Origin of the sequence: Nocardiopsis salina YIM 90010 (assembly GCF_000341025.1) — a bacterium.
Taxonomy (GTDB): Bacteria; Actinomycetota; Actinomycetes; order Streptosporangiales; family Streptosporangiaceae; genus Nocardiopsis; species Nocardiopsis salina.
Genome location: NZ_ANBF01000077.1, coordinates 60,556 through 73,954 on the forward strand (window position 1 = coordinate 60,556; position 13,399 = coordinate 73,954).

Below are 13,399 nucleotides of genomic sequence, written 5' to 3' on the forward strand. Positions count from 1 at the left end.
AGGGGGTGCCGCCAACACGAGATTCCGACCGATTCCGGTTGCTTCCCGGCGGCGGTCGGCGCCGGTGTCCGGTGGATATGTCTGGTTCGGGAGGGCGGGAGCGCGGTCGCGGCCGGTTTATCTCACATGCCGTTGGTGTGAATACGGCTCAACCATTTCTCCCCCGTGTGTGCGCCTCCGAGTGCCGCCGAGGACGGACCGGGCGCCCCGAAGGTTCGTTGTTTGTGACGCGGGCGCGAAGGGAAAGCAGATACGCTCAAGGGCGTGAGTCTGCGCTTCTATGACACCAGTGCCCGACAGGTCCGCGAATTCGCCCCGCTGCGCGAGGGTTGTGCGTCCCTGTACCTGTGTGGTGCCACAGTGCAGGCACCTCCGCACATCGGACACATCCGCTCCGGGGTCAACTTCGACATCCTGCGGCGGTGGCTCACCCACCTGGGGTACGACGTCACCTTCTGCCGCAACGTCACCGACATCGACGACAAGATCATCGTCAGCGCCTCCGAAGAGGGCGTCCCGTGGTGGCAGATCAGCGAACGCAACCAGCGTGCGTTCACCTGGGCCTACGACAGTCTCGGCTGCCTGCCGCCGACCGTCGAGCCCCGTGCCACCGGCCACGTGCCCGAGATGATCGAACTCATGCAGCGCCTCATCGAGGACGGCCACGCCTACGCGGCCGAGGACGGTTCCGGTGACGTCTACTTCGACGTGCGCTCCTACCCACCCTACGGCGAGCTCTCCAACCAGCGCCTCGACCAGGTGCAGGAGGCGGCCGACTCCGACCCCGACCGGGACAAGCGCGATCCGCGCGACTTCGCCCTGTGGAAGGGGGCCAAGCCGGGCGAGCCCAGCTGGGACACCCCGTGGGGACGCGGGCGGCCGGGCTGGCACTTGGAGTGCTCGGCGATGGCGACCAAGTACCTGGGCCCGAGCTTCGACGTCCACGGCGGCGGACTCGACCTGGTCTTCCCGCACCACGAGAACGAGCAGGCGCAGTCGCGGGCCGCCGGTGACGGGTTCGCGCAGTACTGGCTGCACAACGGCATGCTGAAGGTCGGCGGCGAGAAGATGAGCAAGTCCGTGGGCAACTCGCTGCTCATCCCCAAGCTCATCGAGAAGGTGCGCCCGGTCGAGCTGCGGTACTACCTCGCCCAGGCGCACTACCGCTCCACGATCGACTACTCTGACGAGGCGTTGCAGGAGGCCGCTGCCGCTTACCAGCGGGTCGAGGGCTTCCTGACCCGTGCGGTCGAGGTGCTCGGCGAGGTCGCCCCCGCACAACAGGTGCCGGGCGACTTCGAGGCCGCGCTCAATGACGACCTCGGTGTCTCCCAAGCGCTCGCAGTCGTGCACGGCCACGTGCGCGAGGGCAACAGCGCGCTTGCCTCCGACAGCAACGACAAGGCTGCCCAGTACGCCTCCGAGCTGCGTACCATGCTCGACGTGCTCGGGCTGGACCCGCTCAGCGAGCAGTGGTCCGGCGGCGGCGACCAGGGGCTGTCCGAAGTCGTCGGCGCGCTGGTCTCGGTGGCCCTGGAACAGCGCCAGGCCGCCCGCGCGCGCAAGGACTACGCTGCGGCCGACGCGATCCGCGACCAGTTGGCCGACGCGGGCGTCGTCGTCGAGGACACGCCGCAGGGACCGCGCTGGGACCTGCGCCGGGGGTGACCGGTCGGCCCAGGCCGTAGGGCCGGAGAACCGGAGAGACGGACGTACGGGGTGCCGTGGCCGAGGGCCGCGGCACCCCGCCGTCGTCCAGGGTCGTGCGCCACCGTTGAGGCGCCCGGGGGAGGTGCCTGCGGGGGCGGCCCGTGAACTGCACTACAGGGACCTGTCCGGTGCCGTGTCCCAAGTAGTCTGGGGGTTTGCCCGCCCGTTCTGGGCGGCGCACACGAACCGCCGGACGCACCGCGCTTCCGGCATGCTCGCAGAACGTACGGGAGGCGGCGACCATGCCGGCGAAGAAGAGCAAGAAGGGCCCGACCAAGGGCAGCGGCGGCAAGAACCGTCGTTCGCTCGAGGGCAAGGGCGGAACCCTGCCCGCCGAGCAGCGCCACTGGTACGAGGGCAAGCAGAAGGCCAAGGCCGCCAAGCGCCAGGCCGCGGGCGGGCCCGGCCCCAAGGGGCAGGACCGCGGTGAGCAGCGCAGCCGCAAGGTCAACTCCGACCTGCTCGTGGGACGCAACGCCGTCGTCGAGGCCCTGCGCGCCCACGTGCCAGCCAAGCGCCTGTTCCTGGCCAACAGCCTCGACTCCGACGACCGTGTCAACGAGGCCGCGCGCCTGGCAGGAGACCTGGGGGTGGAGGTCTCCGAGGTCCCCCGTACCGAGGTCGACCGCCGCTGCGACAGCAACGGCCAACCCGGTGCCGCGCACCAGGGGATCGTGCTCCAGGTGCGCCCCTACGAGTACGCCACACCCGAGGACCTGCTCGACCGCGCCAAGAACGCTGACGAGCCGGGCCTCATCGTGATCCTCGACGGGGTCACCGACCCGCACAACCTCGGCGCCATCGCCCGCTCCGCGGCCGCCTTCGGAGCCCACGGCATCGTGATCCCCGAGCGCCGCACCGCCGGCGTCAACACCACCGCGTGGAAGACCTCCGCAGGGACCCTGGCACGCCTGCCCGTCGCGCAGGCCACCAACCTCAACCGGACCCTGGAGTCCTACAAGAAGGAGGGGCTCTTCGCCGTCGGCCTGGACGCCGGTGGCGACACCCCCCTGCCCGGCCTCCACCTGGCCAACGGACCGCTCGTGGTCGTGGTCGGCGCCGAGGGCAAGGGCCTCTCGCGCCTGGTTCGGGAGAACTGCGACGCCGTCGCGAGTATCCCGATCACCGCCGCGGAGTCGCTCAACGCCTCCGTCGCTGCCGGGGTTACGCTCTACGAGATCGCCCGTCTGCGCTCCGACCAGGCCTGATCGAACGCGCCGGGGGCGCCGTGCGCGTCCCCGGCCGACACCGGACCGCGCCGAGTGGGCTCACAGGCGCGGGAACCGGTACCATTCGGATGGACGCTCCGGCCCCAGCGGCGTGGAGCGCCCGCCAGCGTAGCTCAATCGGCAGAGCAACCGCCTTGTAAGCGGTAGGTCAGGGGTTCGATTCCCCTCGCTGGCTCTTCTCCTGACATGCAAAAAGGCCCCGTCACCTGCGAGAACAGGTGACGGGGCCTTTGTATGCGTCGGTGGCTTTGGGTGGACAGTAGCGGTCTGCGGTGAGTGGTTGTTCAGAATGCGTTCAGAAGCGCTCGTGGCTCTCATCGCTCGTCAGGCCCGGGAGAACCTCGTGCGGCGCGTCAGTCCTCGTACTCGGTGATCGACTCTGCGAGCCCGTCGACGATCTCGACCGAGGCGAGGATGACGGTTCCGTTGACGAGGGTGGCGTCGAAGCCGCGTGTCACGCTCCCCGTGTCGGCCTGCTTCGGACGTTGCATCGGGCCCGGTGTCCGATCCGGTCACGGGTGCGGCGGTCGGTCGACCGGGGCGGGCCCAGGTGTGAGGTGACGGTGGATCGTCGGGGCCGTGGGCCGAATGCCAGGGATGGGCGCCGGTGGGTCATCAGCGCGCGGGCGGTCCCGGTGACGGGGCACCTGCCGCCGGAGCGCCGGGCCACGGCGGCAGGTGCCGGGGACGGTCGTCCGACGCGGTCACTGCAGCAGGCTCGTCCAGTACACCTGGAAGGCCTGCCAGATGAGTACCCCGAGGCCGAGGAACCACAGCGTCAGCACCACCGTGTGGTTGCGTGCGAGGACGCCTGCCGCCGGGGCCAGTGCACGCGGCAGTCTCAGGTGCCCCTCGCGCAGGTTGTACAGCGTCACGTACCAGAACAGGGGTACGGCCACCGCCCACACGACCATGCAGTAGGGGCACAGAGCGCCGATACGGTACAGGCTCTGGAAGATCAGCCAGTGGACGAAGGCCGCTCCGAAGAACGTTCCAGCTTGCAGCCCCCACCAGAACCAGCGCGCGAACCGCGCCCCGGCCAGCATCCCTGCCCCGACGGTCATCACCACCGCGAAGCCCGCGACGCCGATGAGCGGGTTGGGGACACCGAAGGCCTCGGCCTGCGGTGTGTTCATGACGCTGCCGCAGGACAGTACCGGGTTGATGCTGCAGGCGGGTGTGTGCTCGGGATCGTCCAGGACGAGCATCTTCTCGACCAGAAGGGCGGCGGCGGCGAACAGCCCGGTCCCGCCCCCGGCGACGAGGAGCCAGGGCAGGGCCCGGCCGATGACCGGGGCGTCCGTGCCCGGGGGCCGGGTCGGGTCGGCGGCCCGGGTGGCACTCATTCCTCGAGCCCTTCGTCGATCATCGTGCTGAGCGTCTCGTAGTCGGGCATCGTGGTGGTCTGCTGACCGTCGACGTAGATGGTGGGGGTGCCCTGCACACCCAGTTCCACGCCGTCGTCGAAGTCGGCCTGGACGCGCTCCAGGGTCTCCTCCGACTCCATCGTCTCGGTGAACTCGTCCATGTCCAGGCCGAGGTCCTCGGCGAAGCCGACGAAGACGTCGGACCGGTCCTCCTGGGACTCGCCCCACTCCGCCTGTGTCTCGAACATCCGCTGGTACATCTCTTCCAGTGCGCCCTGCTGGGCGGCGGCCTCGACCGCGGCGGCGGCCGGAGCGGAGTTGGTGTGGCCCGGCATCGGGAAGTACCGGACCACGACGTCGATCTGCCTCTCGTACTCCTCGCGGATCCTCTCGATGACCGGGTACTGGGCGCGGCAGGCCTCGCACTCGAAGTCGAGGAACTCCACGACGGTCACGGTGGCGTCGTCGTGCTGGTCGAGGTAGCGGCTGTCCTCGCGCACGAGGGTTTCTTCAGGGGCGGCGGGACCGCCTTCGGGTGTGGTGGCCTGTTCGGTTCCGTCAGGGCTCTGACCGGGTTGGCCGAGGCCGGCGAGCAGACCGAGGCCGACGACGGCGACCAGGATGAGGCCCAGGGTGATGGCGAGATTCTTGCTCATGGTGCATCCAGTCCTTCGGCGCGTGCGCGGGCACGCGGGGACGTAGGGTCACGGCCGGCCGCGCCGGGGCGCGGCGTGTGGATGGCGCTGCGGGGGGTGGAGCAGCGCCGTCCGTGACTACACCCGTTGGACGCAGAGCCTGGTCAGGAGCGTGAAGCCGTGCGGCGGGGAAGGGCGCGGGTGCGCTGTGGGTCCGGCGGGGCCGCGGGCGGGAGGTTTGCGCAGGAACGGTGTGAGCGGCAGGACCGCGCCGAGCAACAGCGGGGACTGGCCCGAGGGCAGTACCTGTCCCTCGGAGGTCTCGCAATGGTGTTCCGGGGAGGGCGGGTCGGTGTCCGCGGGGGACGGACCGGCCTCGTCCGGGCAGGCCGAGAACCCCGCGACCGCCGGGGCCGACAGCGGTTCGGCCTGGGTCTGGTGGCACACGGCGCACAGGAAGCACAGCGCCACCGCGGCCAGCAACGACACCACGAAGGTGCGTCGGTGCAGGTGCGGTCGGTGCTTCACAGGGTGGACCCTACCGGGGGTCACGGAGCGCTGCCTCCCGAGCGGCCGAATCCTCGGGGAGGGGCGTGGTCGGAGAGTGTGCAACATCTACACCGGCACGGGACTGCTCGGGGAGGCCTCCGGTGCGGTGGTGCTGCCGTCGCCGCGTCCGCGGCGGCCCGCGCGGACCCCGTTGGCGATCACCAGCACCTCCGCGAGTTCATGGGTGAGGATCACCGCGGCGAGCCCCAGGACACCCAGAGCGGCCAGCGGGACCAGCGTGATGAGAATGCCGCCGGACAGCACGAGGCTCTGGATCATGATCCGCCTCGCCCTGCGGGCGTGGGCGAGCGCGCGCGGCAGGGTGCGCAGGTCCTCTCCCATGAGGGCGACGTCGGAGGCCTCCACGGCCACGTCCGTCCCCATCGCACCCATCGCCACACCCACGTCGGTGGTGGCGAGGGCGGGGGCGTCGTTCACCCCGTCTCCGACCATGGCGACGGCACCGTGGCGGCGCAGCGCATCGACGCGTGCGGACTTGTCCTCCGGGCGCAGTTCGGCATGGACCTCGCCGACACCCGCCTGAGCGGCCAGGGCTGACGCGGTCCGTCCGTTGTCGCCGGTGAGCATGACCGTACGCAGGCCCATCCGGTGCAGTTCGGCCACGGTTGCGGCCGCCTCCGGGCGGAGCTCGTCACGGATCGCCACGGCCCCCAGGACACGGTCCCCGTGCTCGACCAGGACGGTCGTGGCCCCCTGCGCCTGAAGCTCGGCCACTGTGCCGCCGAGGCCACCGGGCTCCACGAACCCGGGACGGCCCAGACGGGCGGGTGTGCCGTCCAGGGTTCCGGTCAGACCTTGGCCGGGCACCGCCTCGACGTCGGAGGCGGGTCCGGGGGCAGGGTTCGCCGCCAGGATCGCAGCGGCCAGGGGATGCTCGCTGCGGGCCTCCAGGGCGGCGGCCACCGCGAGGACCTGCTCCCGCGTGTGCCCGGGCGCGGGCTCCACGGCCACCACCGCGGGGGCGTTGCGGGTGAGGGTCCCGGTCTTGTCCAGCGCGACGGTGCGTACCGCCCCGAAGCTCTCGAGAGCGGCCCCTCCCTTGACCAGGACCCCCGAGCGGCTCGCCGCCCCGATGGCGGCCACAACGGTCACCGGGACGGAGATGGCGAACGCGCACGGCGAGGCGGCCACGAGCACCACGAGGGCACGTTCGATCCACGTTCCCGGATCGCCTGCCAGGGAACCGGCCACGGCGATGAGCGCCGCGGCCGCGAGGATCACCGGGACGAGCGGGCGTGCGATGCGTGCGGCCAGCCGTTGGGCCGCACCCTTGCGGGCCTGCTCGCGTTCCACGATGTGCACGAGCCGGGACAGGGAGTTGTCGGACACCCGTGCGGTGACGTCGACCTCCAGGGCACCGCCCCCGTTGACCGTGCCCGCGAAGACCTCGGTGCCCGGAACTGCCTCGACCGGGACCGATTCCCCGGTCACGGTCGAGGTGTCCAACGCGGATCTGCCCGACCGCACGACACCGTCCGTGGCGACACGTTCGCCGGGGCGCACCAGCAGTACGTCGTCCGGTACCAGCTCCTCCGGGGCGACGGTGTGTTCGGCGCCTTCCCGGAGCACGGTCGCCCGAGCGGGGACGAGGTCGAGCAGGGACCTCAGGCCTTGGCGGGTGCGCGCCACTGCGTGGTCCTCCAACGCCTCGGCCAAGGAGAAGAGGAAGGCCAGCATGGCGGCCTCTCCGACCTCGCCGAGCAGGACGGCCCCGACCATGGCCACGGTCATGAGAGTGCCCACCCCGAGGCGGCCCTTCAGCAGGGCGCGCAGGGTCGAAGGCACGAAGGTGAGTCCCCCTGCCGTGATCGCGCCCGCGTACAGCAGGGTCGGGACAGCCGTCGCGCCGGTGGTCCAGCCGACGAGCAGTCCGGCGAGCCACAGCGCACCGGCAGCGCCGGACCAGCGCATCGCCGACGAAGCCCACCACCGACCGGGCGCGGTGGACCGTGCAGCGGACGGGGAGGCACAGGTCGGGTCGTCGCAGCCGTCGCTTCCACCGTCGTCGGTGTCGGCCCGGGGCGGTCCGGACCCCTGGCCGGCGCAGCAGGAACAGGACGCCGCACAGTTGCCGGAGTCCCCCGCGGGTGGGAGGGGCCGGTCCTGCCCGGAGGGGGGCGTCGGGTCGTCGCCGCAGCACAGGTCGGACATCGTTGGTCAGCCTCTCTCCGCCGCCTCGGTGTCGGGCAGGAGTGCCGAGAGCAGTGCCCGGCCGACGTCGGTGAGGCGGTACATCACCAGCTTGCCGTCGCGGCGCGATGCAGCCAGGCCGGCGGTACGCAGCTGCCGGACGTGGTGGGAGACGAGTTTCTGCGAGGACGAACAGACCCAGGCCAGATCGCACACGCACAGTTCGTCGCCCACCTGCAGGGCACGGGCGATGCGCAGCCGGGTGGGGTCCCCCAGCGCACGCGCGCGGTCCGCGGCCTCCTGCGCGTTGCCGTCGACGGGCACGAGAGCGCGGACCCTCTCGGCCTGGGGCAGGTCGAGGCAGAGCAGATCACAGGAATCGGAAGCCATGCCAACAATCTAACGAATGTTGGTATGATGGACAAGTGGGGTGGAAGGCGCGAGAGGGCACGGCTGTCCGACCCCCGACGCGGCCTGCGGGGCCGTCCTCAGGCAAGGTGCCAGCCGGCGCGGAACACGGGTGCTTTGCCCCGCACCGCACGCCGCCCCCAGTCGGCGATCGAAGCGCCGACCTCCTCAGGCGTGCGGTGGGAGGTGTCGACCACGGCCATCCCCCACCGGTCCGCGATGTCGGCGCCGACCCAGCGGTCCCACCGCATCCCGGGCCAGGCGTCGCCGGTGACCACCTCGGGTGCGTGCGTGGGGTCGACCGCGTGCCGGCGCATCCATTCGGCGAACGCCGTGTGCAGGGGCCTGGTCCCGGCCGGTTCGTCCCGGGCGTCCAGGCGGGCGCCCTGGGCCCCGGCGTCGGCGTCGAGCAGGCACACCGCGATGTCGATCCGGTCCGCGGACGGGGCCGCGAGCGCCTCACCGGCCGGGACCGGATCACCGGCCAGCAGGAGGTGGCGGCCCTGTCCGTCCAGGTCGATCGCGTGCTGCACGATCCGCTCCACGGTCTCCTGCCGCCACGCGGAGGTGGGGGTCTGGGGGATTGGCGGGTAGTGCCCCAGCTCCACGGGTTCGAACCCGGGCCCCAGGAGCGGGGCGGCGTGCAGGCGGGCCGTGCTCTTGCCGACGCCCGAGGCGCCGGAGAGGACGAGCAGCATGGGGTTCCTTCTTCCGGTGGTTCCTGTTCAGGGGGCGCTCGGCGCAGCGGCCCGCACGAGCACGGAAGCGGCGTCGGCGACGGTCTCCGCGCTGCTGCGGGTGGTGGCGGGGGTCTGCACGGCCAGCGCCCCCTCGTACAGGCAGAGCAGCTGGTGGGCCAGGTCACCGGGGTCGCGCAGGTCGGCTTCGGTGGCCAGGGACGTGAAGAGCTCCAGCAGCCACTGTTGCTGGTCGGCGGCCACCCGGTGTCCGGGGTGTTCTGGGTCGGGCAGTTCCGCCAGGGCGTTGATGAAGGCGCAGCCGCGGCGGTTGTCGAGCATCCATGTGCGTAGCGCCCGGAAGGGGGCGGTCGCGCGCTCCTGGGGGGTGAGGCCGGATGTGGCGAGCGCGCCGGCGACGTGGGCACGCCAACGGCGGTCGCGTGCCAGGAGGTAAGTCGCGACGAGGGCCTCCTTGGACCCGAACCGGTTGTAGAGCGTGCGCTTGGTGACGCCGGAGTGCTGGGCGATCAGATCGACCCCGACGGCCGTGATGCCGCGCTCGTAGAACAGCTCGGAGGCGGAGTCGAGGACGCGCCGTGCGCCCGGGGTCAACGTGTCGGGGTCGAGAGCGGTTGCCTTCACTGATCTGTGTACCTTAGGCTGCCGGGGAAGGTTCACAGATCAGTATACGCGAGGGAGGGTTCACCACCATGGTCGACGAAAAAACGATGCTCGCCGCCCGCATCTCCCGCCACGGCGGCCCCGACGCCCTGGAGCTCGCACAGGTCCCGGTGCCCGCCCCGGGGGCCGGGCAGGTGTTGGTCGAGGTCACGGCGGTCGCGCTCAACAACACCGACTTGTGGACCCGCGAGGGCGCCTACGGAGCCCCCGGCGACCCGGAGGCGCGGTCCGGGTGGCGCGGGCCGATCGACTTCCCCCGCGTGCAGGGGGCCGACATCGCCGGAACGGTCGCCGGCACCGGCGAGGGCGTCGATCCGGGCCTCACCGGGGAACGTGTCCTCGTCGACCCCGCGATCTACGACGGCGACGGGAACGACGCCAACCCCGTGGGTCTGCTCGGCAGCGAGCGCGACGGCGGGTACGCCTGGTACGTCCTGGCCGGAGCGGCGCGTGTGCACCGCGTCGGGGACTCCCCGCTGAGCGACACCGAACTGGCGTGCTTCCCCACCGCCTACGGCACCGCCCTCGGCATGCTCGAACGCGGCGGCGTACGCGCGGGGGAGACCGTCGCGGTCACCGGCGCATCCGGCGGGGTGGGGCTCGCGCTGGTCCAGTTGGCGGCGGCNGACGCGGTTCGCGAGGCCGGTGCCGAGCACGTCCTGGACCGTGGCGGGGGCGACCCGTGGCAGCACATCGCCGGGGTCGCCCCCGAGGGACTCGACGCCGTGCTCGATGTCGTCGCCGGTACAGGCCTCACCGAGGGGCTCGAGTCGCTGCGCGACGGCGGCCGGTGGATCGTGGCCGGCGCGCTGGGCGGCGCCGACCCGCACCTGGACGTGCGACGCCTGTACACACGCAACCTCGTGCTCGTCGGCTCCAGCATGCACACCCCCGCGCACTTCCGGACCCTCGTGGAGATCGCCCGGAGCGGGGACGTGCGGCCGGTCGTCGCCGCCACCTTCGGCCTCGGCGACGTGCACCGCGCCCAGGCCGAACTCGCGACCCGCCGCCACATCGGCAAGCTCGTGCTGACAGTGCGGTGACGGGCCGGGCAGCACGGAACCGGCGACGGGTCAGGGGCCCGATTCACACGACCTGTGTGCTGGGAACAGGACGACGCGGCCACCGTGCCAGGGCCACGGCTCCCATCACGGTCGACAGGACCGCGAGACCTCCCCAGACCATCGGCTGGGTGACGAGCATGTCCCCCGGCTCCTCGCCCGGCGTGCGACCGCCGTCCCGACCGGTGACCGTGGCCAGGAGCAGGACGACCACGCCGGCGGCGGTGAGAACCCGCCCCGCCAGGCGTACGAGCACACCGGGACCCGGATCCTTCGCTACGCGCCGCAGGGGCAGGCGCTCGTCCTGGCGCAGCGGGCGCAACAGCCTGGCCAGGAACAGCAGGGCGACCGGAAGTTGGAGGGCCCAGACCAGGGTCCGGAACCAACCGTCGAACCACACGTTGGTGCCGTACAGGAGGGTGTGCCAGACACTGAGCACGTAGACCATGATCACGAACCGGTGGAGGACCCGCCAGAACCTGCTTCCGGTCCACGAACGCACGTAGAAGGACAGGCCAAGAGGGATCGCCAGGTACAGCGCGATGAGGCCGATGAGGATGGCCACCTCACCGGTCCCGGAGGAGTAGTGGCCGGGAACGAACGTGTCGGCGAGGGCCGTCAGGAATCGCGGGACCGGGCCGAGCCCGTCGTCGTTCGCGCGCACCTTCTCGGCGAAGAACGCCAGCGCGTGGGCCAGCATCAGCAGCATCGTCGTGATGCTGGTGACGCGGTGCCACCGCTCCACCTGCGCGTGGGAGAACGGGGAGGACCGCAGCGGCACCATCGACCGGGCCAGGCCGAACACCACGCTGACCCAGGCCCACAGCAGGGCCGACCAGCCGAAGGCCTGGCAGGCCCAGTAGAGCCAGTACACACGTGCGTCGTCCAGTTCCGGCATGACGTCGAGGGTCTGAGAGGCGCTGGTCTCGACCCGCCAGTACAGGAGGGCGAATATCGATGCGGTCACCGCGAGAGCCAGAGCCGCGTCGAACACGAGATGGCGAAGGTCGGTGCGCAGGGTGCGTCGGTCCACACGGCGGTGGCTCTTCCGGGAAAGGGAAGGGGAGGTCATGGACAGGCTCCTCGGGGCGTTTCGCGGTGATCCTGAAAACGCTGCTCCGAGCGTGCGGCGGCGCGTCCGGACACACGTCGCACCCAGGACCGCCCGGTCATGACCGGGCAGGCAGCGGTACACGTGCGTCGCGCGAGTCGCTCGGTACAGTGACTTCTCGTGGCCCAGGACGACGGGGGGTCAGGCCGAGGAAGGCACTGGTGGGCCGCGCAGGACCTGTGTGTACCGGAGGTAGGAGAACGCGGGTCGGCCACGCTGATCGGGGAACGGGGACCGTGCCTTCGGCGGCGTGGCCGGGGCAGGCAGCACTCCGGCCACCACCAGCAGCGGCAGGGCCCGCAGGGCCATGAAACCCCAGAACGCGAAGAACGCCCGCTCGCCGCGGTGCAGCCACCATGCGCCCACCAGGGCGGACACCACGTGCATGGCGATCATGGTTCCGGCGGAGGCGCCCTGGGCAGTGTCCAGGCTCTGGCCGTGAGCGGCGTGGCCACCGCCCGAGGAAGCGGTCACGCTCAGGGCCATGTGCAGGGCGAACTGGCCCCAGAGCATGTGGCCCGCGATCCGGAGCCGTCCCATGCTGCGGGTGGAGGACGCCCAAGCAACGGTGTGGACGGCGGCCATCCCGAGCAACAGCCCGAGGAGCGGAATGTCATGGCCGCTGCTCAACGCGTGCCCGTGCGCGGACAGGCTCGCGCAGACCAGGGTGAACACCCCGGCCCGCAAGTGTCGACAACCCCGGCTCTCCGGCATCGCGTCCATGGTGTCAGTGCTTCCGCCGCGGGCTCCGCCGGGTCAGTTCCAGAGGCCGGTCACGCTCGAGCGCCGTCCTCGTCGACCGGGCGGAGCGTCGACGAGGAACTGATGCTCTCCAGCGCCGCCGCCACGAGGGGGTGGTCGCGCTTGCCCTTGCGGGTCGCGGCCAGGATCCGGCGCACGGGGGCGGGCTCCCCGGAAAGCGGTAGGCGCACGACCGGCCGGTCCTGCAGCCGGGCGAGCTTCGGGACGAGGATGATGCCGAACCCGTGAGCGACCAGGGCCGTCCCGGTGTCCCACTCGTCGGCGTGGTGGGCGATGTTCGGGGTGAAGCCCGCCGTCATGCAGGCGTTCAGGACCAGGTGGTGGTAAGTGGTCCCGGTGCTGCCGACGATCCAGGGTTCGTCCGCGGCGTCGGCGAGCGTGACCCGGTCCAGGTCGGTCAGGCGGTGTCCCTCCGGAACCACCAGGTCCAAGGGGTCGTCGAACAGCGGATGCTGGTCGAAGCGCTCGTCACCGGCGGGCGGGGTACCGGCCGTGTTGGTCACCAGGGCGAGGTCGGCGTCGCCCGAATGCAGGAGGTCGAAGCAGCGCACGGGTTCGGCCTCGATCACCCGGAGCGTCACCTGGGGAAACCGGTCCCGCAGGTCGGCGGCGGCCGGCGGGAGCAGGCGCGTGGCCGCGGTGGAGAACCCGCACAGCGTGAACAGCCCGGTGGGTTGCTCGGCGGTCGCCGCCAGCTCGGCGTAGGTGCGCTCGGCCTCGGCGTACAGGTTCTCCGCGTGGCGCAGTACCACGCGTGCCGCGGCGGTGAGTGTGATCCCCCGGCCGGAGGGCGCCAGCAGGTCGACCCCGAGCTCCTCGGAGAGCTGGCGCAACCGGTAGGAGACCGCGGAGGGCGTGTAGTGCAGCGCCTCGGCGGCCGCGGTGACGGTGCCGTGCTGGTCCACCATCTGCAGGACCTTGAGCTTCGGATCGATCATGCAATCATTTTGCACGGTTCTGGAGAAAAATGTTTGCTTCTCATCAGCGATCATGGTCGCCAAACTTGGTCCCGTGATGTTTACGAAGCGTGAGAGGGGAAGCGGCCCCCGAACGGG

14 protein-coding genes and 1 tRNA gene are annotated in these 13,399 nt (G+C 71.3%); 4 read left to right on the forward strand and 11 right to left on the reverse strand.

Translation table 11 applies throughout. From position 1 onward, the window contains the following. The first annotated feature begins 264 nt into the window (after positions 1–264). The 3 genes from cysS to D474_RS0108190 all read left to right on the forward strand — a co-directional run bounded on the left by cysS (position 265) and on the right by D474_RS0108190 (position 3,114). Positions 265–1,668, forward strand: coding sequence for a cysteine--tRNA ligase (gene cysS / locus D474_RS0108180; RefSeq protein WP_017613098.1), 1,404 nt, complete (start codon positions 265–267; stop codon positions 1,666–1,668). A gap of 284 nt (positions 1,669–1,952) precedes the next feature. Further along, positions 1,953–2,918: a 23S rRNA (guanosine(2251)-2'-O)-methyltransferase RlmB gene (gene rlmB / locus D474_RS0108185; RefSeq protein WP_017613099.1), complete on the forward strand. Its 966-nt coding sequence runs from the start codon at positions 1,953–1,955 to the stop codon at positions 2,916–2,918. Positions 2,919–3,041: 123 nt separating this feature from the next. Further along, positions 3,042–3,114 (forward strand) — tRNA-Thr (locus tag D474_RS0108190). Between the two features lie 178 nt (positions 3,115–3,292). On the opposite strand, the gene D474_RS32605 is transcribed toward D474_RS0108190, so the two are convergent. The 8 genes from D474_RS32605 to D474_RS0108230 form a co-directional block, all read right to left on the reverse strand. After that, positions 3,293–3,430 carry a hypothetical protein gene (locus D474_RS32605; protein WP_017613100.1) on the reverse strand — a complete coding sequence of 46 codons (138 nt, stop codon included), beginning with the start codon at positions 3,428–3,430 and terminating at the stop codon, positions 3,293–3,295. Between the two features lie 213 nt (positions 3,431–3,643). After that, a complete protein-coding gene (locus tag D474_RS0108200; RefSeq protein ID WP_017613101.1) occupies positions 3,644–4,285 on the reverse strand; it encodes a vitamin K epoxide reductase family protein in 642 nt (213 codons plus the stop codon). Next, a complete protein-coding gene (locus D474_RS0108205; RefSeq protein WP_017613102.1) occupies positions 4,282–4,962 on the reverse strand; it encodes a DsbA family protein in 681 nt (226 codons plus the stop codon). Before D474_RS0108205 ends, D474_RS0108200 begins: the two co-directional genes overlap by 4 nt. A gap of 117 nt (positions 4,963–5,079) precedes the next feature. Further along, positions 5,080–5,469, reverse strand: a complete 390-nt coding sequence (locus D474_RS0108210) for a hypothetical protein (RefSeq protein WP_017613103.1) — start codon at positions 5,467–5,469, stop codon at positions 5,080–5,082. An 87-nt stretch (positions 5,470–5,556) separates the two neighbouring features. Then, positions 5,557–7,662, reverse strand: a complete 2,106-nt coding sequence (locus tag D474_RS0108215; protein ID WP_017613104.1) for a heavy metal translocating P-type ATPase — start codon at positions 7,660–7,662, stop codon at positions 5,557–5,559. Between the two features lie 6 nt (positions 7,663–7,668). Further along, a complete protein-coding gene (locus D474_RS0108220; RefSeq protein WP_017613105.1) occupies positions 7,669–8,031 on the reverse strand; it encodes an ArsR/SmtB family transcription factor in 363 nt (120 codons plus the stop codon). Positions 8,032–8,129: 98 nt separating this feature from the next. Continuing rightward, positions 8,130–8,747, reverse strand: a complete 618-nt coding sequence (locus D474_RS30375) for a hypothetical protein (RefSeq protein ID WP_017613106.1) — start codon at positions 8,745–8,747, stop codon at positions 8,130–8,132. A gap of 27 nt (positions 8,748–8,774) precedes the next feature. Then, positions 8,775–9,371 (reverse strand): TetR/AcrR family transcriptional regulator, encoded by a 597-nt coding sequence (locus tag D474_RS0108230; RefSeq protein ID WP_017613107.1) that lies wholly within the window; start codon positions 9,369–9,371, stop codon positions 8,775–8,777. Positions 9,372–9,457: 86 nt separating this feature from the next. On the opposite strand from D474_RS0108230, the gene D474_RS0108235 reads away from it, so the two are divergent. Beyond that, positions 9,458–10,453, forward strand: coding sequence for a zinc-binding dehydrogenase (locus tag D474_RS0108235; protein ID WP_017613108.1), 996 nt, complete (start codon positions 9,458–9,460; stop codon positions 10,451–10,453). A gap of 43 nt (positions 10,454–10,496) precedes the next feature. On the opposite strand, the gene D474_RS0108240 is transcribed toward D474_RS0108235, so the two are convergent. The 3 genes from D474_RS0108240 to D474_RS0108250 form a co-directional block, all read right to left on the reverse strand. After that, the gene (locus tag D474_RS0108240) at positions 10,497–11,543 is read right to left on the reverse strand and encodes a ferric reductase-like transmembrane domain-containing protein (protein WP_017613109.1); all 1,047 of its coding nucleotides are present in this window, start codon (positions 11,541–11,543) and stop codon (positions 10,497–10,499) included. 180 nt (positions 11,544–11,723) lie between these two features. Then, positions 11,724–12,305, reverse strand: a complete 582-nt coding sequence (locus tag D474_RS0108245) for a hypothetical protein (protein ID WP_026118284.1) — start codon at positions 12,303–12,305, stop codon at positions 11,724–11,726. A gap of 50 nt (positions 12,306–12,355) precedes the next feature. Beyond that, the gene (locus tag D474_RS0108250) at positions 12,356–13,282 is read right to left on the reverse strand and encodes a LysR family transcriptional regulator (RefSeq protein ID WP_017613111.1); all 927 of its coding nucleotides are present in this window, start codon (positions 13,280–13,282) and stop codon (positions 12,356–12,358) included. Between the last annotated feature and the right edge of the window lie 117 nt (positions 13,283–13,399).